Origin of the sequence: Aquimarina mycalae (assembly GCF_029906345.1) — a bacterium.
Lineage (GTDB): Bacteria > Bacteroidota > Bacteroidia > Flavobacteriales > Flavobacteriaceae > Aquimarina.
This window is the reverse complement of the sequence record NZ_JARYGY010000001.1, coordinates 687,329-708,197: the sequence shown is the minus strand read 5'-3', so window position 1 is coordinate 708,197 and position 20,869 is coordinate 687,329. Positions and strand designations below refer to the sequence as shown.

At 32.8% G+C, this 20,869-nt stretch carries 20 protein-coding genes and 1 pseudogene; 13 read left to right on the top strand and 8 right to left on the bottom strand.

Going from position 1 to position 20,869, the window contains the following annotated elements; all coding sequences use genetic code 11:
• Nucleotides 1-28: 28 nt before the first annotated feature.
• The 8 genes from QBK95_RS03010 to QBK95_RS02975 form a co-directional block, all read right to left on the bottom strand.
• The gene (locus QBK95_RS03010; RefSeq protein WP_280930410.1) at nt 29-373 is read right to left on the bottom strand and encodes a hypothetical protein; all 345 of its coding nucleotides are present in this window, start codon (nt 371-373) and stop codon (nt 29-31) included.
• 340 nt (nt 374-713) lie between these two features.
• A complete protein-coding gene (locus QBK95_RS03005; protein WP_280930408.1) occupies nt 714-2,912 on the bottom strand; it encodes a DUF4910 domain-containing protein in 2,199 nt (732 codons plus the stop codon).
• A gap of 112 nt (nt 2,913-3,024) precedes the next feature.
• Complete coding sequence (locus QBK95_RS03000) at nt 3,025-3,621, bottom strand: DUF1501 domain-containing protein (RefSeq protein WP_280930406.1); 597 nt, start codon at nt 3,619-3,621, stop codon at nt 3,025-3,027.
• Nucleotides 3,615-4,217: a DUF1501 domain-containing protein gene (locus tag QBK95_RS02995; protein ID WP_280930405.1), complete on the bottom strand. Its 603-nt coding sequence runs from the start codon at nt 4,215-4,217 to the stop codon at nt 3,615-3,617. The genes QBK95_RS03000 and QBK95_RS02995 overlap by 7 nt, the downstream gene beginning before the upstream one ends.
• 12 nt (nt 4,218-4,229) lie before the next feature.
• Nucleotides 4,230-5,627 (bottom strand): DUF1800 domain-containing protein, encoded by a 1,398-nt coding sequence (locus QBK95_RS02990; protein ID WP_280930403.1) that lies wholly within the window; start codon nt 5,625-5,627, stop codon nt 4,230-4,232.
• A 57-nt stretch (nt 5,628-5,684) separates the two neighbouring features.
• Nucleotides 5,685-6,077: a VOC family protein gene (locus QBK95_RS02985; protein WP_280930401.1), complete on the bottom strand. Its 393-nt coding sequence runs from the start codon at nt 6,075-6,077 to the stop codon at nt 5,685-5,687.
• Nucleotides 6,078-6,087: 10 nt separating this feature from the next.
• On the bottom strand, nt 6,088-6,543 hold the full coding sequence (gene coaD / locus QBK95_RS02980) for a pantetheine-phosphate adenylyltransferase (protein ID WP_280930399.1): 456 nt from the start codon (nt 6,541-6,543) through the stop codon (nt 6,088-6,090).
• A gap of 86 nt (nt 6,544-6,629) precedes the next feature.
• Complete coding sequence (locus tag QBK95_RS02975; RefSeq protein WP_280930397.1) at nt 6,630-7,610, bottom strand: D-alanine--D-alanine ligase; 981 nt, start codon at nt 7,608-7,610, stop codon at nt 6,630-6,632.
• Nucleotides 7,611-7,704: 94 nt separating this feature from the next.
• Between QBK95_RS02975 and QBK95_RS02970 the strand changes: the two genes are divergently transcribed.
• The 13 genes and pseudogenes from QBK95_RS02970 (at nt 7,705) to QBK95_RS02910 (ending at nt 20,763) form a co-directional block, all read left to right on the top strand.
• Nucleotides 7,705-8,289: a PASTA domain-containing protein gene (locus QBK95_RS02970; RefSeq protein WP_280930395.1), complete on the top strand. Its 585-nt coding sequence runs from the start codon at nt 7,705-7,707 to the stop codon at nt 8,287-8,289.
• A gap of 21 nt (nt 8,290-8,310) precedes the next feature.
• Nucleotides 8,311-9,360: an RluA family pseudouridine synthase gene (locus tag QBK95_RS02965; protein ID WP_280930393.1), complete on the top strand. Its 1,050-nt coding sequence runs from the start codon at nt 8,311-8,313 to the stop codon at nt 9,358-9,360.
• 125 nt (nt 9,361-9,485) lie between these two features.
• Nucleotides 9,486-9,677, top strand: a complete 192-nt coding sequence (locus tag QBK95_RS02960; RefSeq protein WP_027392365.1) for a cold-shock protein — start codon at nt 9,486-9,488, stop codon at nt 9,675-9,677.
• Between the two features lie 114 nt (nt 9,678-9,791).
• Nucleotides 9,792-10,787 (top strand): annotated as a pseudogene (locus QBK95_RS22890) (NAD-dependent epimerase/dehydratase family protein).
• Nucleotides 10,788-10,931: 144 nt separating this feature from the next.
• The gene (gene yaaA / locus QBK95_RS02945) at nt 10,932-11,693 is read left to right on the top strand and encodes a peroxide stress protein YaaA (RefSeq protein ID WP_280930386.1); all 762 of its coding nucleotides are present in this window, start codon (nt 10,932-10,934) and stop codon (nt 11,691-11,693) included.
• A 99-nt stretch (nt 11,694-11,792) separates the two neighbouring features.
• A complete protein-coding gene (locus QBK95_RS02940) occupies nt 11,793-12,296 on the top strand; it encodes a TRAP transporter small permease subunit (protein ID WP_280930383.1) in 504 nt (167 codons plus the stop codon).
• Nucleotides 12,296-13,642 carry a TRAP transporter large permease gene (locus QBK95_RS02935; protein WP_280930381.1) on the top strand — a complete coding sequence of 449 codons (1,347 nt, stop codon included), beginning with the start codon at nt 12,296-12,298 and terminating at the stop codon, nt 13,640-13,642. The genes QBK95_RS02940 and QBK95_RS02935 overlap by 1 nt, the downstream gene beginning before the upstream one ends.
• An 86-nt stretch (nt 13,643-13,728) precedes the next feature.
• The gene (locus tag QBK95_RS02930; protein ID WP_280930379.1) at nt 13,729-14,862 is read left to right on the top strand and encodes a TRAP transporter substrate-binding protein; all 1,134 of its coding nucleotides are present in this window, start codon (nt 13,729-13,731) and stop codon (nt 14,860-14,862) included.
• A 62-nt stretch (nt 14,863-14,924) separates the two neighbouring features.
• A complete protein-coding gene (locus tag QBK95_RS22885; protein WP_348637317.1) occupies nt 14,925-15,221 on the top strand; it encodes a Crp/Fnr family transcriptional regulator in 297 nt (98 codons plus the stop codon).
• 65 nt (nt 15,222-15,286) lie between these two features.
• On the top strand, nt 15,287-15,490 hold the full coding sequence (locus QBK95_RS22880) for a cyclic nucleotide-binding domain-containing protein (protein WP_348637316.1): 204 nt from the start codon (nt 15,287-15,289) through the stop codon (nt 15,488-15,490).
• A 119-nt stretch (nt 15,491-15,609) separates the two neighbouring features.
• Complete coding sequence (locus QBK95_RS02920) at nt 15,610-16,008, top strand: DoxX family protein (protein ID WP_280930377.1); 399 nt, start codon at nt 15,610-15,612, stop codon at nt 16,006-16,008.
• Nucleotides 16,009-16,517: 509 nt separating this feature from the next.
• The gene (locus QBK95_RS02915; RefSeq protein ID WP_280930375.1) at nt 16,518-19,970 is read left to right on the top strand and encodes a pyruvate carboxylase; all 3,453 of its coding nucleotides are present in this window, start codon (nt 16,518-16,520) and stop codon (nt 19,968-19,970) included.
• Nucleotides 19,971-20,040: 70 nt separating this feature from the next.
• Nucleotides 20,041-20,763 (top strand): CDC27 family protein, encoded by a 723-nt coding sequence (locus QBK95_RS02910; RefSeq protein WP_280930373.1) that lies wholly within the window; start codon nt 20,041-20,043, stop codon nt 20,761-20,763.
• Nucleotides 20,764-20,869: the final 106 nt, after the last annotated feature.

Here is a 20,869-nt window from a genome sequence, read left to right as displayed (position 1 = left end):
GTCAGTAATATATCTATGTTTAAAAAAATTATGGCAATAATCCAGTAATTTGTGTAGTATCAGTTATTGTAGTATCCTTTTGTTTTGTATCATTATTAGCCAAACGAGTATTCGAATCCCCAGTTGTAAACCCATTCTTAATCATTAAGTTCTTGTAAAAATCAGACTTGGTCTCAATTTTAGCAACAGTTTTTTCATTTTTTTTGATTTTTATATCAAAATTATTTACTGCTACTAGAGTTTCGTAAAAATCAACCTTAGTGTTCTTGATACTTTTAGTTTCCTCTGTATTTAACTCAATAGATGTAGTGTCCTGAGCATTGATATTTGAGAAAGAAAATAAAACGATTACTGTAAGAATGATAGTTTTCATAGTTTTGGGGGCTTAATGAATTTACTACTTGATTTGTAACAAATTTACGCTGAAAAGGTTAGGTATAAAAATGATTTTGAATCTTTTAGATGAAGAGGTCTTTTATCTCGATAAACAACACAAATTTTACGGTTTAACCGTATTTTAAAACAATTAATTTGCTGAGTATTGATGGTTTTAAGCTTTGATATTTGTTTAAAAACCTTCTATTTAGGCCAGTATTACTGTGTTTTTACTAAAACATCTATTTTAATACTTGTAGGATAAGTATGGTTTAAGAATAGTTAATAAATTTTTCTTGTTTATGTATGATAATGACTATCATTACCTTTAGAATTAATTATTTGTAGTGTATTGCTCCACCTTGTATGAAAACCTCAAATAGATCTTGAATAATACTAATAGGTATCTCTATACCATATTCTGCATACATCGCATCTCTGATATCGACTAATGATCTTTTTCCATTTGTATAGCTAACAATTGTGTTTTGGAAATCATATATGCGTAACTCTCCAACTTCTCGTTCTCTTAATTCACTTAATATGCTGTTTATCCCTTGTTGTATTTCCTTATAGTTAATTGATTTTGGATCCTTAATAGATGATAAGGCAGCATAATATGTTACTAATTCTTTGCCAACTAACCGTTGAGGTATTAATAATGAAGCATCCTTTTCTTTTGGAAGCACTTTCCGTTTTACAGAGGTAAGTCCAAAAGAGTTCGCTTTCTTTTTAGTGGATAGTTTTAATTGAGCTATAGTTAGTTTTTCTTTTTCATTATATAGTGCAATTTTTTGTTGTATGATATTTTTGTCATCTATTCCTTGACTAAAAATAAGACAAGATTTTAAAGCGTTACGTTCTCTCTCATAACCAGATTTGACTGTCTTTTCTGCAAAATATGCATTATCAATTATTGTTGATTTATCTGCTAATAAGATATCTTTCTTAGCCTTAAATTCATCATATTGAAGGCGTTTTAGTCCATATAATTCTACCAAATCGACTATAGATTGTAGTTGTGGTGAGTCGGTATATGCTGTCATAAGTATAGAAGCTAATCCAGAAAAAGTAACTCTGTGCAGTTGAGTAGGGTCTACTTTATCAGGAGTATCCTCACTAGAATGATAAAAGTTATCTGGCCAGGTTCCGAACGCAATTCCAGGAATTCCGAAGTCATTAAAAATTTGATGATCAGATCCTCTGGTATAAGGTTTATTATGAACATTGACATGATTTCTGGTTCCGTTTACAGAAATGATATGAAAATCTTTTCTTTTAGGATATCTGGAGTTGTTATATGTATTTAGGAAATCTACCAGAGACATGGAAAATGCATTAATAAAAGAAGCATTCCAGTCAGGAGTAAGACTGATGTCAAAAGAAGAGTTGGTTTTAGTAAGATCTGCTCCAAGCATATCCATATTTAGATTTAAGATTCTTTTCTTACCATCTTTTGTATGTCTTGAGAACCAGGCTTCTGTTCCTGTAAATTCTGGCAACCATAAAAAACGAATAGTTCTTAAAGGACGTTCTATTTGGTTTGTATTTATAAGATATTGTAATGTACGAACCATTTCTAGGCTTACTGAGCTACCAGAAGCATTATCATTAGCTCCAGGTTTGTAATGATCTATATGCGCAGTGACAACTATTTCTTCGTTTGGATATTTAGAACCAGGAATAACTCCACTTAAAACATTAAGTTCTCCATTACGATGCTCTGTTTCTATATCCGCAAACAGCGTTACTTTTTTATTGGTTCTCAATACTTCTTGTAATTCCTTTGCTTTGCGTTGAGAAATCATAAAGGCAAAAGATTGTTTTTCTTTTTCTTCGTTCATAGGCATGCCACTCCAGCCAACTTGATCTGGAAAATCACCTTCTAAACGGTTTGGCTTGTCCCAATACGGAATAGAATAGTAAGATATGATACCGATGGCTCCTTTTTCCCAAATTGCTTTTCTAATAACACGATATGGATTACTTGAGGTAAGTACAATATTTCCTTTTAGTTCTTTATCTTGGTAATCTATATCCGAAATTCCTGCTCCAATATCTATTAATTCTGCCGTAGCTTTTGTAGAATAGCTGTTGGTTGCTAGTGACATAGGTAAGTCTGCGTACGAAGTTATTTTAAATTCATACGGTGTTTTAGCCCATAATTCCCCTTTTTTAGCAATCCAAAATGGATCAGAGCTTTTTCCGAAATATTCTGTTTTACCATCGGCAACAAATTTTTCTATTACTACATTTTGTAAACCAAACTCTTTGGCTTTTTTAGCAACCCATTCGGTTGCTGTACTAATGTCTTTGGTATTTTGTTGTCGATCCCAAGTAGAAATTTGTTGTACATATGTATGAGCTCTATCTCCAGAACTATTATGAATTAACATCCTGGTTGCATCGTCTGTAATAATGAGACCTGTTTTAGAGCTTATTGATCCAAAGGGATTCTTAGGTTTTTCTTGACTGATTGAAATAAATGAGATTAGTAATAAAGTAATGCCTAATACATTGATTTTAGTAATTTCCATTGTGTGATTAAGATGTAATGATAGTGATTTGTGTTTAGGATTCGATTGATGAAAAAAAGTGATTTACTTTTTTTGAGGATTTAAATCTAACACAACTTTATCTAAAAAAGAATTATATGAACCCTAAATTCTTAAAATTCGTGTTTAAAATTTCTTGATCATTTACATCTAACCAATTATGCAGGATTGAAGCATAAATACTTCTAAAATCAACGCTGTATTTGATGTCACCGTTTTTGTCTAAATCAGATAAATTAGGAATTTCATTATAGATTCCAGGTTTTTTAAGAGAACCTCCAATAGCAGTTACATTATTAGCGGCTCCGTGATCTGTTCCTCTACTTCCATTTTGTTTCACACGACGACCAAACTCAGAAAAAGTAAGAATCAAAGTATCATTAAATCGATTGTTCTTTTTTAAATCTTGAACCAAAGCATGAATAGCCTCTGAGTAAACTCTTAGCAATCTGTCCTGACTGTTTAATTGGTTTACGTGACTGTCAAATCCACCTAGTGAACTATAGTACACCCTTGTTTTTAATCCAGAAATAATAAAATCAGCAATGGTTTTAAGGTTTTTGGCAAATGAGGATTGAGGATATTCAGTACTAGAATTATATATTTTAGAGGTTTCATAAATATACGATGCAGACGAATATGTTTCTAACATTGTTTTATATAAATACCCTTGATTATCTTCATCTAGCATCTCGTTAGAGATGTGTCTACAAGATTGTTAAAATAAGGTTCACGAGTAGTACGGTACAATTGATTGGGATCTGAAACAGCAATACCATTCACAAGATTTCCTTTCATGGCTAAAGAAAGTGTATTGTCTACCTCTATTGCCTGATACGGATGCTGGCAATTGGCATCGAGATATCTGCCTACCCAACCAGTAGATAAATACTGATTAGCATCACTTGCCGTTTGCCAGATGTCCGTACTTCTAAAATGAGATCTATTAGGGTTGGGGTACCCTACATTGTTAATTATAGATACCTCACCTTGATCATATAATTCTTTTAAGGCTTTTAGATTATCGTTAAAAGCTAGATCATTTGTTATTTTTAGAGTTTGATTCGCCTTTTTGGCGATTGTAGGCCTTGATCTATGATAAATGTCATTACTAATAGGGATGATACTATTTAATCCATCATTTCCTCCTGAGAGTTGAATAATAATTACATTTTTATATCCTGATAATTGATCAGGTGTAAGAAACTCCATTCCTTTTAAAAATGAAGGAACCAATGCCATTCCTGAAGCAAAAACTGACTGTTTTAAAAAATTTCTTCTGTCCATAATTTTAAGGGATTAACAAAGTTGATATTCAGGTAGACTCATGAGTTCTATGATGAAATTTTTGGTGTTGATAGGATCAAGTTTTCCTATTACCTTGTTTGCTCCATCCGATAATTGAGGTTGGATTATGAAATCTATTAACTCTTGTTTGTCCTTTTGTTCAAGAGAAGCAAGGAAGTTTTTCCAATTAGGTGTTGCTTTTACTCTTCTCTCCATTTGAGTTTTTATCTTTTTATATAACTTTTCCCGCATCATTGATGTAGTTTTTGTATCATCATTATTATGCAACTCGATCACACCATTATTTAAGGTAACAGATGCAAGTTTTAAGCGAAGCATTAGTGTAGAATTATCTATCCATGATCTTCCGCCTGGCCATCCGGCTACATTGGGAGGAAGAAATAATGTTTGATTAAGTTTACGTTGCAGATATAATAAGACTTTAGGGTCTTTGTATTGTACTTTTAACGGTTTGCTTAATCCCACAATTAACTCTACGGGAGATTTTATTTTGACGCCAATATTTTGAGTGTCATAAAACCAATCACTCATTAACATCTTTCGTAATAAGATCTCTATGTTATAATTAGAATTATAAAAAGTTGTGGTTAATGTTTCGATATGCTTAGGGTTTATTTTTTCATTCACAAAGTAGCGGTATACTTTTTCTGTGATATATCTGGCTGTTTGTTTTTGGTCTAAAAGAATATTTATCACATCTTCTCCTGTGAAATTTCCTGTTTTTCCTAACACAGTTTTTACTCCAAAATCATGTTGTGTTTTTCTGAAAACAAAAACACCATTTTTATTAAAGTTCCATCCAGTAAAGGCTCTTGCAGCTTCTTTGATGTCTTTTTCTGTGTATCCATTATCTCTACCCAAAGTAAAAAGCTCCATAACCTCACGAGCAAAATTTTCATTTGGGTTATTTTTTCTGTTTTGCCTGTTGTTTAAAAATGATAACATTGCAGGAGATTTAGATACTTCCATAAGCATATCTCCAAAGTTTTCCAGGGCATGTTTTCTAATCACATTGTTTAAATGAAGAGATGCTCTTGGAGCTTTCAACCGAACTGAAAAATGATTGTGAAAAAACAAGGTCATTTTTTCTCTAAGAACTTGTTTGGTTTCTGCTAACTGTTTTAGCCAAAGAATGTTGAGTTCCAACATCTTTTGATTGCGTAGTTTACGCAATTCTTTGCGTTCTTCTCGAGATAAATCTCTGGGGTTCTTACGCAATATTCCAAAATTCATTGATAGCTCAGTGCTTTGTCGACTTTCAGAAAATAAATCATCTATGATGTTACTTTTAGAAAGTTTTCTGGCAATTTTTAATTCTGAAGAAGTAATTCCAAAACCAGTTCGCCAATATAGATGTTGTATTTGTTTATCTGTTAAAGTAGTACTCATAATCACAGGGCTTTGTGTATATGACTGTGATTTGGGAAGAAGGTTTAAAATTACTACCTAATTTTTATGCTCTATCAAGTCCCATTTGTTACCGTATAAGTCTTCAAAGACTACCACAGTTCCATAAATTTCTTCTCTGGGTTCTTCTAAAAAAGAAACTCCTTTGGATTTCATCAGATGATAATCTTTCCAGAAATCATTAGTGTGTAGAAATAAGAATACTCGACCACCTGTTTGATTACCAATACTTTTTTTTTGTTCTAATGTGGTAGCTTTTGCAAGTAGAATCGATGTCTCTGCGTTGTTTTCGGGACAAATTGTTACCCAACGTTTCTGATCGTCAAGTGTAATATCTTGTATAAGTTTAAAATTTAATTGTTCTGTGTAAAATTGAATAGCTTCATCATAATCTTTAACCACTAGTGCTATGGATCCAATAATACGTTTCATAAAAATTAAATTACTTTACTCTAACGGTATCAGGAACTAATCCTGTGTAATCTCCATCATTACGAATTACATCACGCACGATGGATGAAGAAATATAACTTTTTCCAGAAGATGTTAAGAGGAATACGGTTTCAATTTCTGTCATTTGTCGGTTGGTATGTGCAATTGCCTTTTCAAATTCGAAATCTCCAGGGTTTCTTAAACCTCTAAGAATAAACTCAGCATTCTGTTGCTTGCAAAAATCTACTGTAAGTCCTTTGTAGGTCATTACCTTGATCTTAGATTCACCTTTAAAAGCCTCTTCAATAAAACGCTTTCGTTCCTCTAGGGAGAACATATATTTTTTGTCAGCATTTACACCGATAGCAAGAATAATTTCATCAAATAGAGTAAGTCCTCTTTCGATAATATCGTAGTGTCCTAAAGTTATGGGGTCAAACGAACCTGGAAATACAGCTCTTCTCATAAGTAATGAATGATTGTTGGTATAAATATAAGGTAAAGTTGTGAAGTTAAAAATTAGTTTAATCTTTAATGAGCAACTTTGGATTTTTAAGTGTTTTTTATAGCTTCTTCTATAGTGTTAGTTAAGAGTTCTGGGATGGTAATACCAGCCGCGATGGCTTGCTGAGGTAAAATACTAGCTTCACTAAATCCAGGATTGGTATTCATTTCTACGAAATATGGCTCACCTTGATGGAAAATATACTCGCTTCTGGAAAATCCTTTCATTTTTAGAATTTGATATATTTTTAAAGATAAATCTTTTACTTTTTTTTCATCCTCTTTACTTAACCTGGCTGGTGTTATCTCTTGCGATTTTCCTAAATATTTGGCTTCATAATCGAAAAACTCATTTTCAGATACAATTTCGGTGATTGGTAAGACTGTATCTTTTCCTTTATAGGTTATAACACCGACAGAAACCTCTGTTCCACTAAGAAAAGATTCAATGATGATTTCATCATCTTCTTTATAGGCTACATCAATAGCTGGTAATAATTCATCTTGAGTTTTAACTTTAGAAACACCATAACTACTACCTGCTTTATTGGCTTTTACAAAACAAGGTAAACCAACAGTTTCTATAATCGCTTTAATATCGATGTTGTCTCCTTTATTTAGATAATAATTTTTAGCAGTTGGAATACCATAGGGCTTTAAAGCGCTGATACAATCCCTTTTATTAAATGTAAGCGCAGCCTGATAAAAATCACAAGCGGTTTGAGGAATTCCGATTAGTTCAAAATAAGCTTGCAGTAAACCATCTTCTCCAGGAGTACCGTGAACAATATTAAATGCGGCATCAAAAGTAATTTTGGTATCATTAAGAGTCAATGAAAAATCATTTTTATCAATGTTGGTTTTTTGATCTTGATCATCAACATAAAACCAGGAATCTTGTGTAATATGTACTCGATATGGATTATATAAATTTCTATCTATATGTTTATATACTACATTTCCACTTTGTATAGAAATATCAAATTCACTGGAGTAACCTCCCATTAAGATGGCAATATTTTTCTTCATTGAATATGGTTTACAAACAAAAATATCATTTATCTAACAACAAAAGATAAAAAGTTTCCGTTTTTATATCTTTGCCGAAACTATCAATTGATACATGGATTTTTTTAAAGGCCTTTTTAGATTTGTTTTTAGTAAAACGTTTCTTATCCAATTAGTAATTGCAATCACGATGATTGTTATTTTATGTTTTGTAGCTTTACAATGGTTAGAAAGCTCTACCAATCACGATCAACGTATTGTTGTACCAAGTTTGAGTAAAAAGACACTTGATGAGGTGAAAGCAATTTTGGAAGAAAAAGATCTAAGATTCGAAGTGCAGGATTCTGCTAATTTTAATTCTCAATATCCCAGATATTCTGTGATTGAACAAAACCCTGCTGCAGGCAATAAAGTAAAAGAGAATCGAAAAATCTATGTAACTCTAAACCCTTCTGGCTATCGTAAGATTGAAGTTCCAGATGTGATACGTAAAACTAGAAGACAAGTAGAACCAAGATTGGTTGCACTTGGGTTTAAAATAGGAACTATTACCTATAAACCAGATCCTTCTGATCAGGTACTTCAGCTTAGACACAAAGGAAAAAATCTAAAGCCTGGAGATAAATTAATGAAGACCTCTACTATTGATTTAGTGATTGGTGATCGAAGTGGAAACCTTAGACTTTCCTCTGATAATTAAGAAATAAGAAACAAAGTACTTTTGGAAAACGACCCTAATATTGAAGGTGTAGATAATCAAGAAGATGAACTGTATGAGCATCATCGTTTTGTAGCAGGAGCTGGTCAGGTGCCTTTGCGTGTAGATAAGTTTTTGATGAATTTTGTCGAAAATGCAACACGTAATAAGATACAACAAGCCGCAAAATCAGGAAGCGTTTTTGTGAACGATGTAGCTGTAAAATCAAATCATAAGGTAAAACCTAATGATATTGTACGTGTGTTATTTTCGCATCCTCCATATGAGAATCTATTAACTCCAGAGGATATCCCTTTGGATATTGTATATGAAGATGACGCATTATTGGTAGTTAATAAACCAGCAGGATTAGTCGTACATCCTGGACATGGAAATTATTCTGGAACTTTAATTAATGCGTTGATTTATCATTTTGATAATCTGCCTAATAATAGTAGTGATCGACCAGGATTAGTACATAGGATTGATAAAGATACCAGTGGGTTATTAGTTGTTGCCAAAACAGAGGAATCTATGACTCATTTAGCTAAGCAATTTTTTGATAAGACATCAGAACGAGAGTATGTAGCTATAGTTTGGGGTAATATGGAAGAAGATGAAGGAACCATTGAAGGTAATATAGGTCGTCATCCTAAAAACAGATTACAAAATACCGTTTTTGAAGGTGATGATGCAGAAAAAGGAAAACCAGCCGTAACTCATTATAAAGTAATAGAGCGTTTAGGATATGTAACCTTGGTTTCCTGTAGGTTAGAAACAGGAAGAACGCATCAGATTCGTGTACATATGAAGTATATTGGTCATACTTTATTCAATGATGAACGTTATGGTGGAGAAAAAATTCTGAAAGGGACTACCTTTACCAAATATAAGCAGTTTGTAGAAAATTGTTTCAAAGTATTGCCAAGACAGGCTTTACATGCCAGAACTCTAGGTTTTATACATCCTGTAACTGGAGAAAAAATGCATTTTGAAACTTCTGTTCCTGATGATATGCTTCAATGTGTGGAGCGTTGGAGAAAGTATGCTAAGAATCAGTTAACAACAGATTAAAAAATGTTTTTTTTTGCAATAATCTTGTGTTTTAAATAGCAAAAAAACGTTACTAAAAACTTTATTTTGAAATAAATAGGGATTGCTCGTTAAATAATATTATCTTCGCGCTTTAATTATTTATAATGAACAAAGGAACAGTAAAATTTTTTAATGACTCCAAAGGATTTGGATTCATCACAGAAGAAGGATCAAACAAAGATCATTTTGTACACATTTCAGGTCTAATCGACGAAGTTCGTGAAGGTGACGAAGTAGAGTTTGAACTTAAAGAAGGTAAAAAAGGAATGAACGCGGTAAACGTGAAAGTATTATAATATATACATTTTGACTTTTTTAAAACATAAGCCTGTCCTTTTGGATAGGCTTTTTTGATTTTAGAAATACCCATAAAAAAGTTTTAACCTTTAAAGAAAACACGGTTTTATTATATGAATAGGATAGGAGTAATAGGAGCTACAGGAATGATTGGGCATCATACCGCGAAGGTTATTGCAGATAATCCAGAAAATCAATTAGTTGTTATACATAGAAAAACCTCTGATCTTACTACAATTAGTGATTTGGATTTTGATAGTCGCATCGCAGATTTAAATGATGTTGATAGTTTAAGAAAATCTTTAAAAGGATTAGATTATGTTTTGAATTGTGGTGCCTATTACCCAAGTACACCTAAGCCATTACAGGAAGAAGTTAAAAAGGCAGAACATCAAATGAATAATTTTGTGGATGCGGTTAAGGAAAGTGGGGTTAAAAAAGCACTTTATTTAGGAGGAGCAATTGCAATTCCAAAATCTAAGAACAGAATAGGTGATGAAACTAAAATATATAATACAAGCCCTACTAATAAGTGAGCCTATGTTCAGGTAAAATGGATCATGGACAAGATCGCTAGAGAGGCTGGAAAAAAAGGAGTGCCTATTGTGATAGGAATACCATCCATGACTTTTGGGGAATATGATTATGGACCATCTACTGGACGTTTAATAACACATACGGTAAATCAAACCTTGCCTGGGTATGTAAATGGAAACAGAAATGTAATATATGCTGGTGATGCTGCAAGAGGTTTATTGTTGGCATGTCTTCATGGAAAAATAGGAGAACGATACTTGATTACAGGAAACAATATATCCATGGAAGATTTGGTTAAAAAAATAATTCAAATAGCTGAGCTTGAAAAAATGCCTAAAAAAGTTCCATTAACCGTTGCTAAATTATTGTCAAAGATCAAAATGAGAAAATATAAGATTTTTGGTGGAGAATTACCTTTACTAAATGATACAGCAATTGCAGTGATGTCTGCAGGACAGTTTCTTGATGGAGAAAAAGCAAAGAAAGAATTAGGCTATGAGCCTAAATATTCGGTAGATGAGATGGTTAAAAGAACAATAGATTGGTTTAAGTTGCAAAATTATATTCGGTAGAATAGTACAAGGCAGTGAGTTGATTTTTTGATAAGTGTATTTTTAAAATAGAACATTTCGATACTTAAATAGATAAGAATTACAAGAGTTGATTTTATTTATGGATGCACTGTTGTATTTTTGGGTAAATAAAAAGTCATACAAATGAAAATTGTCGTATCTCCAGCAAAATCATTAGATTTTGAAACTGCTTTGCCAACTCAGAAATATACTGAACCTTCATTTCTTGCTGAAGCAGAAAAATTAAACACGATTCTTCAGAAAAAGACTCCAAAAAAGCTTTCTGATTTAATGGGGATTAGTGATAATCTGGCGCAGTTAAATTGGCAACGTAATCAGGACTGGAGTATTCCTTTTACTAAGGATAATGCGCGACCTGCTGTATATGCTTTTAAAGGAGATGTGTATATCGGATTGGATAGCTATACTATTCCAGAAGATAAACTTGAAATGCTGCAGGATAAATTAAGAATACTTTCTGGTTTATATGGGATATTAAAACCACTGGATCTTATGCAACCATATCGATTAGAGATGGGGACTAAGCTTAAAATTGGACGTAAGAATAATTTATATGAATTTTGGAAAAAACAACTAACTCAGCAACTCAATGAAGAGTTAAAAGATGATGAGTTGTTTGTAAATCTGGCGAGTAATGAATATTTCAGTGCAATAGATAAAAAGGTTTTAAAAGTCCCTGTCATAACTCCACAGTTCAAGGATTGGAAGGGTGATAAATTAAAGATGATTAGTTTTTTTGCTAAAAAAGCACGTGGAATGATGGTTAGATATATCATCGATACTGGGGCAGAAACTATAGAAGACCTCAAAGGTTTTAATTATGAAGGGTATAGCTTTAGTGAAGAATATACTGTAAAACCAAATGAATTAGTTTTTGTCAGATAAAAATCTTACCCTAATTGATTATACTAATTATACATTCAATTTCTAAATGTATCTAATTTTGTTATCTTCCGCTTTTATACGCTGAGAATAAAATTATAGATGCAAAAAATCATTGATTTTCTTGATTGGATTGGTGAAAAAACGGGTGCTCTGGTAAGTTGGGTAGCGGTTTTATTAGCCATAGTTATTGGTTTGGATGTTATCATTCGATACATTTTTCAGTTTACATTTATCTGGATGATTGAAACTGAAATCTATTTATTTGGGATATTATTTCTTGTTGGTTCTGGATATACATTCAAGTATGGTAAGCACGTTCGTGTAGATGTTTTTTATGCAAAAATGTCTAAAAAAGGAAAAGCCTGGATTGATGTATTAGGAGGAGTTTGTTTACTAATACCTTGGTGTTATGTGGTAATTGTTTCTTCCTGGTATTATGGGTTGTCATCTTTTATGATAGGAGAATCCTCTCCGCAAGCAGGAGGATTACCTGCATTATATGTGCTTAAATTTTGTATTACTCTTGGTTTTGTTTTTTTACTTATTCAAGGAGTTTCAGAAATGCTGAAATCGATTCAAGTTATTTTTAATAAAGAAAGTTAATGGAGGTTTTAGCAATTGTATTATTTGTAATTATCTTTATTCTGATCCTAAAAGGATATCCGGTAGCTTTCACCTTAGGAGGAATCTCAGTAGCTTTTGCATTTGGAGTATCGATTTTTGCTCCAGAATATTTTACAATGTCCACATTTTATTTATTGCCTTCTCGAATTATGGGAGTGGTAAATAATTATGTTTTGATGGCGGTTCCATTATTTATTTTTATGGGAATCATGCTTGAAAAATCTGGTCTTGCTCAAAACTTATTAGAGACGATGGCGATGATGTTTGGACGTGTGAGAGGAGGACTAGCTATTTCTGTGGTAATTGTTGGCGCTTTATTAGCAGCATCTACAGGTATTGTAGGAGCTACGGTAGTTACAATGGGATTGATTAGTTTGCCAACCATGTTAAAAAGAGGGTATAAGACAGAACTTGCTGTAGGAGTAATTGCTTCTTCAGGAACCTTAGGACAGATTATTCCACCATCCATAGTTTTGGTACTGCTTGCAGACACAATTAATAGTTCTTCAAGAGGAGCTGCATCTGTAGATGTAGGAGCATTGTTTTCTGCAGCTTTGCTGCCAGGATTAATATTAGTAGGATTATATATAGTTTATATTTTAATAAAATCATTGATTCATAAAGAAGATGCTCCAAGCATTCCTGCAGAAGAAATAGCTGCGTTTAGAGGAGATAATTTTATACCTAAGATACTTAAGGTATTGCTGCTGCCAGTCCTGTTAATAGTGATTGTTTTAGGTTCTATTTTTACAGGGATTGCGTCACCAACGGAAGCCTCTGCGATTGGCGCCTTGGGAGCAACGATTCTTACTATCGTACAAAAAAAGTTTTCTTTTAAGATTCTTAAAGAAGTAGCTCAAGAAACTACACGATTAACCTCTATGGTGTTTTTTATTTTATTAGGTGCAACCACATTTACGTTGGTTTTTAGAACCTTAGGAGGAGATCGATATCTACAAGAGTTAATTATGACTTCTCAATTAACGCCATTAATGTTTTTATTATTGGTGATGCTGGTAATTTTTATAGCTGGATTTTTTATTGATTTTATAGAGATCGTATTTATTATTGTTCCTGTGGTAACTCCTATTTTTAATGCTTTTGATATGAATATGCTTTGGGTTGGAATTTTGATGGCATTAAATCTGCAAACATCATTTCTTACACCTCCATTTGGATTTGCATTGTTTTACCTCAAAGGTGTTGCTCCAGAAACGGTTAAAACAAGTCAAATATATAGAGGGATTATTCCTTTTATTGTTATTCAATTAATCATTGTTAGTTTGGTTATGTTTTTTCCTGAAATTATTTTTAATTCGAATTAATTACTCTTCTTTTTAAGAGATACCAAAACCTTTAATAAGTTATTGATTTTAGTAATTTTTAAAGTTATAGACCAAAACATATTATTATGAATTTTTCCACAATAAAAAAACAAAATACTATCAGGTTCTCTGTATTGATGATGATGACAATATTTTTTCTATCCTGTTTAGGAGAACCTCCAGCAAGTATGAGTAACCCATCATCTTATGATGTAGCAAAACCAAACAAAGTATTTCATTGGAAAATGACTACAACTTGGCCGCCAAATTTTCCTGTAGTTGGAGAAGTAGCAGAAAAATATGCCGAATGGGTGGATGAATTATCCAATGGTCAAATAAAAATCAAAGTATATGGCGGTGGTGAGTTAGTGCCACCATTAGAAGCGTTTGATGCGGTGTCTCAAGGAACAATTGAGATGGGGTGTGGAGCAGCTTATTATTGGGCAGGAAAAACTCCAGCAGCGCAATTCTTTGCAGCGGTACCTTTTGGGATGAACAGTCAGCAAATAACTTCTTGGTTAGAAGTAGGTGGTGGATACGAACTTTGGAAAAAAACGTACGCTAAGTTTAACTTGGTTCCATATATGGGAGGAAATACTGGAGTACAAATGGGAGGATGGTTTAATCGAGAAATTAATTCGGTTGAGGATTTTAAAGGACTAAAGATGCGCTTACCAGGAATTGGAGGGAAAGTGTTGGAAAAAGCAGGTGGTGCAGCGGTTTTAGTAGCTGGTAGTGAAATTTATACCAGTTTAGAACGTGGAGTTATTGATGCTACAGAATGGATAGGCCCTTATCATGATTATAAAATGGGTTTTCATAAAATTGCGAAATATTATTACACTCCAGGATGGCATGAGACAGGCTCTCAATTAGAGTTTTTTATTAATAAGAATCTTCACGATGGTTTGCCGCCTCATTTACAAGCTGTATTACAAGCAGCATCCAAAAGAGCACAGGTTTGGGTGTTATCAGAGTTTGATAAACAAAACGGAATTTATCTTGATAAATTAGTAAATGAAGAAGGTGTAGAAATTAGAGAGTTTTCTAAAGAAACGTTGGATGCGTTGAGAGGTTTTACCGACGAAGCCTTGCAAGAGATGATAGGAGATGATCCGTTATCTAAGGAAGTTTATAAAAGTTATTCTAATTTCCAGAATAGAATATCTAAATGGTCAGAAATAACAGAAAAAGCATACTATAATAAGATACAGAAGTAAATAACTGTGTTGTTCTTTTTTTAGAATAACATTCCGAAGTGTTTTAATTAATCACAAGCAGAATGAATCATCCTCTAAGACTACATATAGAAGAGATAATAGAATTGACTGATAAAGAATTCGATTTTGTTTTGAGTCATTTTGAGTCTATTAAAAAGCGAAAACATCAATACCTTGTTCAAGAAGGAGAAATCGTAAAAAAAGAATATTGGATTACCAAAGGGTGCGTAAAAAGTTACTTTTTAGATGAGAGAGGAAAAGAGCATATTCTTCGTTTTGCGATGGAACATTGGTGGATCACTGATTATGAATCTTTTGTTAAACAAGCTCCATCGAATATATATATATTGATTGTTTAGAAGATTGTGAGTTCCTATATATATCTTATGAAAATAGAGATAAACTGACTGCTCAAATGCATAAAATGGAACGCTTCTGGGCCCAAAAGAGTAAGTTTGGCCGTATTGCATTACAAAAAAGAATTCTTTCGCTTTTAAAAAACTCGGCTAAAGAACGTTATGATTTACTTTTAGAGCAATACCCTCAACTATTTCAGAGAGTGTCTAAAAAACTAATTGCTTCTTATCTAGGGGTTTCTAGAGAGACATTAAGTAGACTCGACTCTTAATCCAAAACTTTTTAATCGAATAATGTGATATAAGTCACTTTAAAGTAGTGATTTAAGTCCTTCAAATCTTGCTTGATTCATTTCGAAATTTGTGGTATAAAATTTAAAACTATAAAGAGATGAAAACAATCGAGAAAAACACAGATTTTGGAATTTTAATTCTAAGAGTATTAGTTGCTGGACTTCTAATATTTCATGGGATTGGAAATCTTTTAAACGGATATACATTTATTAAAGGTATGATGATTCAATCTGGATTACCGGAATTTATAGGCTATGGAGCATTTTTTGGAGAAATTGTAGCTCCCTTATTAATCATTATAGGTTATAAAGAACGGTTGGCGAGTTTATTCGTAGCATTAACAATGCTTATCGCTATTTTAACTACACATGTCAATGAAATTTTTGCGCTAAATCAATTTGGTGGTTGGGCTATTGAACTACAAGCTTTATATTTATTTGGTGCTATAGCCATTTTTTTTACTGGAGGAGGCAAATATGTTTTAAGTAACAAATAGAAAATACATCAGTTAGTAAAAAGATCAAAATAGACAGACTATATGTTGCCCTATCTACTTATTCTGGTTCTTCAAAAAACATAATCTATAATAGCGTATCTTCAATGCAACTTGGCACCAGAGTTCGTCTTGTATTAGTTCTTAAAACATTTCAAATAAGAGTATCTGCTTCTTCAAACTTTCATATTAATATCAAAGTGCTATTTAGTTTTATAAATAGTCCATTAATTACAGCCTAGTTTGCTGATTAATAGTATTAAAAATTGCTGGTGGCTAACAATTCAAATAGCTGTTACTTTTTATTTTGTAAATCACTTTCGGAATAAAGTAGTTGTTATTCGCTACTACTTATATACGAATAGATAACATCAAGGCAGAATAAGTTAATAATTAACGTAAAAATTAATTATTTAATTTATTCTGCCTTAAATGTATTGCAAGTATTCTTTCTAATCAATATCTTCGCAGCGAATGTTCGCTAAATATTACCTAAACACAAAGTTATTATCATGAAAATCAAAAAGGTTTTAGTTGCCAATCGAGGAGAAATAGCAATTCGAATTTTTAGAGCTTGTACAGAGATTGGTTTACAAACTGTAGGAGTTTATACCTATGAAGATAGATATTCTCTACATCGATATAAAGCCGATGAAGCCTATCAGATTGGAGCAGATAATGAACCATTAAAACCGTACCTAAATATTGATGCGATCATCAAAGTCGCTAAAAAGAATAATGTGGATGCGATCCATCCAGGATATGGATTTCTTTCAGAGAATGCTGATTTTGCCGAAAAATGTAAAGAAAATGGAATTATTTTTATTGGACCAAAAGTTTCTGTGCTTCGTTCATTAGGAGATAAAATTATGGCAAAAGAAGTAGCTATTGCCAACGATATTCCAATTATTCAAAGTAACAAAGAAGACCTTACCAATGTAAAGATTGCAGTAAAAGAAGCTAAGAGAATTGGATTTCCTGTAATGCTGAAAGCTGCTTCTGGTGGTGGAGGAAGAGGAATGCGTGTGATCAGAAGTGTAGAAGAACTAGAGAAAGCTTATCCAGAATCTCAAAGAGAAGCGTTGAATGCATTTGGAGATGATACTGTTTTTCTGGAAAAATTCGTAGAAAACCCTAAACATATTGAAATACAAATAGTTGCTGATCATCATGGTAATATGGTACATCTTTTTGAACGTGATTGTTCTGTACAACGACGATATCAAAAAGTAATTGAGTATGCTCCGTCGTATGGAGTACCTCAAGAAATTCTTGAGAATTTATATCAGTATGCTTTGACAATTTGTAAAGCAGTAGATTATAATAATATTGGTACAGTAGAATTTCTGGTAGATGATGATGGCAGTATTTATTTTATAGAGGTAAATCCTCGAGTTCAAGTAGAACATACGGTTACAGAAATTATAACTGGTATTGATTTGATTAAAGCTCAGGTTTTTATTGCTGGAGGTTATAAGTTATCTGATAAACAGATAAAAATAGAAAGCCAAGAAGCTATAAAAACAACAGGTTTTGCATTACAGTGTAGAATCACTACAGAAGATCCAGAAAATGATTTTAAACCAGATTACGGAACAATCACTACCTACAGAAGTGCATCTGGGTTTGGAATTCGATTAGATGCAGGTAGTGTGTATCAAGGAGTGACAATTTCACCATTTTTTGATTCAATGTTGGTAAAGGTTTCGGCTAATAGTAGAACATTGGATGGAGCGTGTAGAAAAATGCGAAGAGCACTTTCTGAATTTAGGATTCGAGGTGTGAAAACAAATATGCCTTTTTTAGATAATATTCTAAAACATGATACCTTTAGAAAAGGTGCCGTGACGGTAAACTTTATAAGAGATACGAAAGATCTTTTTAAAATCAAAGAATCTAGAAATAGAGCTACTAAATTGGCTAGCTTTTTGGGAGATATTATTGTAAACGGAAATCCCGATGTAAAAGCAATTGATCCGACAAAGACATTTGTGTCTACTAGTATCCCTGAATTTGATGCCGCAAATGGATATACAAAAGGAACCAAGGATTTATTGATCGAATTGGGACCTGATAAATTCGCAGAATGGTTAAAAAATGAAAAGAAAGTTCATTTTACAGATACTACAATGCGAGATGCACATCAGAGTTTGTTAGCTACTAGAATGCGTACATATGATATGCTAAAGGTTGCTGAAGGATTTGCAAAAAATCATCCCGAAGTATTTAGTATGGAGGTATGGGGAGGAGCAACGTTTGATGTATGCCTTAGGTTCTTAAATGAAAACCCTTGGGAACGTCTTCGTTCACTAAGAAAGGCGATGCCTAATCTGTTATTACAAATGCTAATACGTGGATCAAATGGTGTAGGATATACAGCATATCCAGATAACTTAATTGGAAAATTTGTAGAACAATCTTGGGAGAATGGAGTAGATGTTTTTAGGATATTTGATTCGTTAAACTGGATGGAGTCAATCGCTCCTTGTATAGAACACGTGAGAACACGTACACAAGGTCTTGCAGAAGGATCTTTATGTTATACAGGTGATATTTTAGATCCCAAAAGAACTAAATATACGTTAGAATATTATGTGCAATTAGCAAAAGATATAGAGAACGCTGGAGCACATATTTTAGGAATTAAAGATATGGCAGGATTGTTAAAACCCTATGCTGCCTATGAATTAGTTTCAGCATTAAAATCAGAAATTAATATCCCAATACATTTACATACTCATGATACTTCTTCGGTACAATCTGCTACCTATCTCAAGGCAATTGAAGCAGGTGTAGATGTCGTGGATGTAGCTTTAGGAGGATTGTCTGGATTAACAGCACAACCTAACTTTAACGCGATTATGGAAATGCTAAGATTTCATGACCGTGAGAATCCTATGGATATAACCAAGTTAAATGAATATTCTAATTATTGGGAAGCGGTTCGCGAATATTATTATGTTTTTGAATCAGGACTTAAAGCTGGAACAGGAGATGTATATCAACACGAAATTCCTGGAGGACAATACTCTAATTTAAAACCACAAGCTCAAGGTTTAGGATTGGCAGATCGTTTTCATGAGATTACTAAGATGTATGGCGAAGTCAATACGCTGTTTGGTGATATCGTAAAGGTAACACCAAGTTCTAAAGTAGTTGGTGATATGGCGCAATACTTGGTAAGCAATAACCTTACCATAGAAGATGTAAAAGAAAGAGGTGAAACAATCTCGTTTCCGCAATCTGTAGTAAGTCTTTTTAAAGGAGAATTAGGACAACCAGTTGGTGAATTTCCTAAGGATCTTCAAAAATCAGTATTAAAGGATCAGAAACCATTTACAAATAGACCAAATGCACATTTAGAACCAGTAGATTTTGAAACTGAATTCAAAGATTTTGTAAAAGTCTTTAAGAAAGGAATGGGTAGAGAATTAGATATTACAGATTTCCTTTCCTATAAATTATATCCGAAAGTATTTACAGGAGCCTATAATCACCATCTTAAGTATGGTAATGTGATGAATATTCCGACCAAAAACTTTTTCTATGGTATGACTCCTGGAGAGGAAATTATTATAGAATTAGATAAAGGTAAGATCCTGCTTATTGAGTTAATATCGATAGGTGAACCTCATGAAAATGGAATGGTAACTGTATTCTTTAAGGTGAATGGACAGACGAGAAATGTAGAAATCAAGGACAATTCAATCAAGGTAGATAAAGTAGTACATGCCAAAGTTGATAAAGCAGATGAGAAACAAATCGGAGCGCCGTTGCAAGGATCTTTATCCTCTGTTCTTGTCAAAACTGGACAAGTTGTGAAGAAGAACGATCCGTTGTTTATTATAGAAGCCATGAAAATGGAAACTACTATAACAGCCAATGAAGACGCTACTATTAAAAAAATAGTGTTAAAATCAGGAACGATGGTAGAGGCTGATGATTTGGTGATTACGTTGAAATAAAAAATGATTTTTGACCTAATAGATTGATATATCTGTTAGGTCATTGGTCAAGTTTTTTTACTTTTGCTGGATGCCATATTTTTTAATTATTGCCCTGCAAGTTTTTTGTATCTACCATGCTATTAAAAATAGAAATGAATACTATTGGTATTTCTTGATTTTGTTTTTACCAGTTATTGGAAGCATAATTTATTTGGTAACTCAGGTTTTCAATAAAAAAGATCTTGATGTGGTTCAGAATGAGATTGTAAGTGTAATCAATCCAACCAAAAAAGTAACAGATCTAAGAAAACAAGTAGCATTTGCTGACACCTTTCAGAATAGAGTATATCTTGGTGATGCTTTATATGAAACTAAGGATTATCAATCTGGAATTGAAGAATACGAAATTGCTTTAAACGGAAACTATAATCAAGATAATGGTGTAGTTAAAAAGTTACTCGAAGGATATTACCAAACGGGTCAATTCGAAAAAGTAATTTTTTGTGCAGAACAAATACATCTCAAAACAGATTTTAAAGGCTCCAAAAGTCAATTTTTGTATGGTCTGGCGTTAGAGAAACAAGGAAGATCCAAAGAAGCAGAGGAGAACCTAACTCCCATTGATCAACGATATTCTAATTATGAAGAACGCTATATCTTAGCTCAGTTTCTTGTTGAAAAAGGTAAAATAGCTGAAGCTAAAGAAATTTTAGAAGAGATACTTTTAGAATCTCAGCATATGTCGAAACCCAATAGAAATAGATATCGAGGAGTTGTAAATGATATAAAAAAACTATTGACAACTATATAGATTATATGCTAAGTTAGCCCAGCAGCAACATGGCTTAATAAGCAAAATCCTGAATTATATGAGATTTAGGTGAGATAACTAACTATTAACACCGCATAATTCCTTT

What these genes read in the sequence shown, in the direction of transcription:
- QBK95_RS02915 (WP_280930375.1), top strand. Translation starts at nt 16,518, where the DNA reads ATGAAAATCAAAAAGGTTTTAGTTGCCAATCGAGGAGAAATAGCAATT.
- QBK95_RS02985 (WP_280930401.1), bottom strand. Translation starts at nt 6,077, where the DNA reads ATGAAACGTATTATTGGATCCATAGCACTAGTGGTTAAAGATTATGAT.
- QBK95_RS02995 (WP_280930405.1), bottom strand. Translation starts at nt 4,217, where the DNA reads ATGGACAGAAGAAATTTTTTAAAACAGTCAGTTTTTGCTTCAGGAATG.
- QBK95_RS02960 (WP_027392365.1), top strand. Translation starts at nt 9,486, where the DNA reads ATGAACAAAGGAACAGTAAAATTTTTTAATGACTCCAAAGGATTTGGA.
- QBK95_RS02940 (WP_280930383.1), top strand. Translation starts at nt 11,793, where the DNA reads ATGCAAAAAATCATTGATTTTCTTGATTGGATTGGTGAAAAAACGGGT.
- QBK95_RS02920 (WP_280930377.1), top strand. Translation starts at nt 15,610, where the DNA reads ATGAAAACAATCGAGAAAAACACAGATTTTGGAATTTTAATTCTAAGA.
- QBK95_RS02930 (WP_280930379.1), top strand. Translation starts at nt 13,729, where the DNA reads ATGAATTTTTCCACAATAAAAAAACAAAATACTATCAGGTTCTCTGTA.
- QBK95_RS02910 (WP_280930373.1), top strand. Translation starts at nt 20,041, where the DNA reads ATGCCATATTTTTTAATTATTGCCCTGCAAGTTTTTTGTATCTACCAT.
- coaD (WP_280930399.1), bottom strand. Translation starts at nt 6,543, where the DNA reads ATGAGAAGAGCTGTATTTCCAGGTTCGTTTGACCCCATAACTTTAGGA.
- QBK95_RS22880 (WP_348637316.1), top strand. Translation starts at nt 15,287, where the DNA reads ATGGAACGCTTCTGGGCCCAAAAGAGTAAGTTTGGCCGTATTGCATTA.
- QBK95_RS03000 (WP_280930406.1), bottom strand. Translation starts at nt 3,621, where the DNA reads ATGCTAGATGAAGATAATCAAGGGTATTTATATAAAACAATGTTAGAA.
- QBK95_RS02990 (WP_280930403.1), bottom strand. Translation starts at nt 5,627, where the DNA reads ATGAGTACTACTTTAACAGATAAACAAATACAACATCTATATTGGCGA.
- QBK95_RS03010 (WP_280930410.1), bottom strand. Translation starts at nt 373, where the DNA reads ATGAAAACTATCATTCTTACAGTAATCGTTTTATTTTCTTTCTCAAAT.
- QBK95_RS02970 (WP_280930395.1), top strand. Translation starts at nt 7,705, where the DNA reads ATGGATTTTTTTAAAGGCCTTTTTAGATTTGTTTTTAGTAAAACGTTT.
- QBK95_RS02935 (WP_280930381.1), top strand. Translation starts at nt 12,296, where the DNA reads ATGGAGGTTTTAGCAATTGTATTATTTGTAATTATCTTTATTCTGATC.
- QBK95_RS22885 (WP_348637317.1), top strand. Translation starts at nt 14,925, where the DNA reads ATGAATCATCCTCTAAGACTACATATAGAAGAGATAATAGAATTGACT.
- yaaA (WP_280930386.1), top strand. Translation starts at nt 10,932, where the DNA reads ATGAAAATTGTCGTATCTCCAGCAAAATCATTAGATTTTGAAACTGCT.
- QBK95_RS03005 (WP_280930408.1), bottom strand. Translation starts at nt 2,912, where the DNA reads ATGGAAATTACTAAAATCAATGTATTAGGCATTACTTTATTACTAATC.
- QBK95_RS02975 (WP_280930397.1), bottom strand. Translation starts at nt 7,610, where the DNA reads ATGAAGAAAAATATTGCCATCTTAATGGGAGGTTACTCCAGTGAATTT.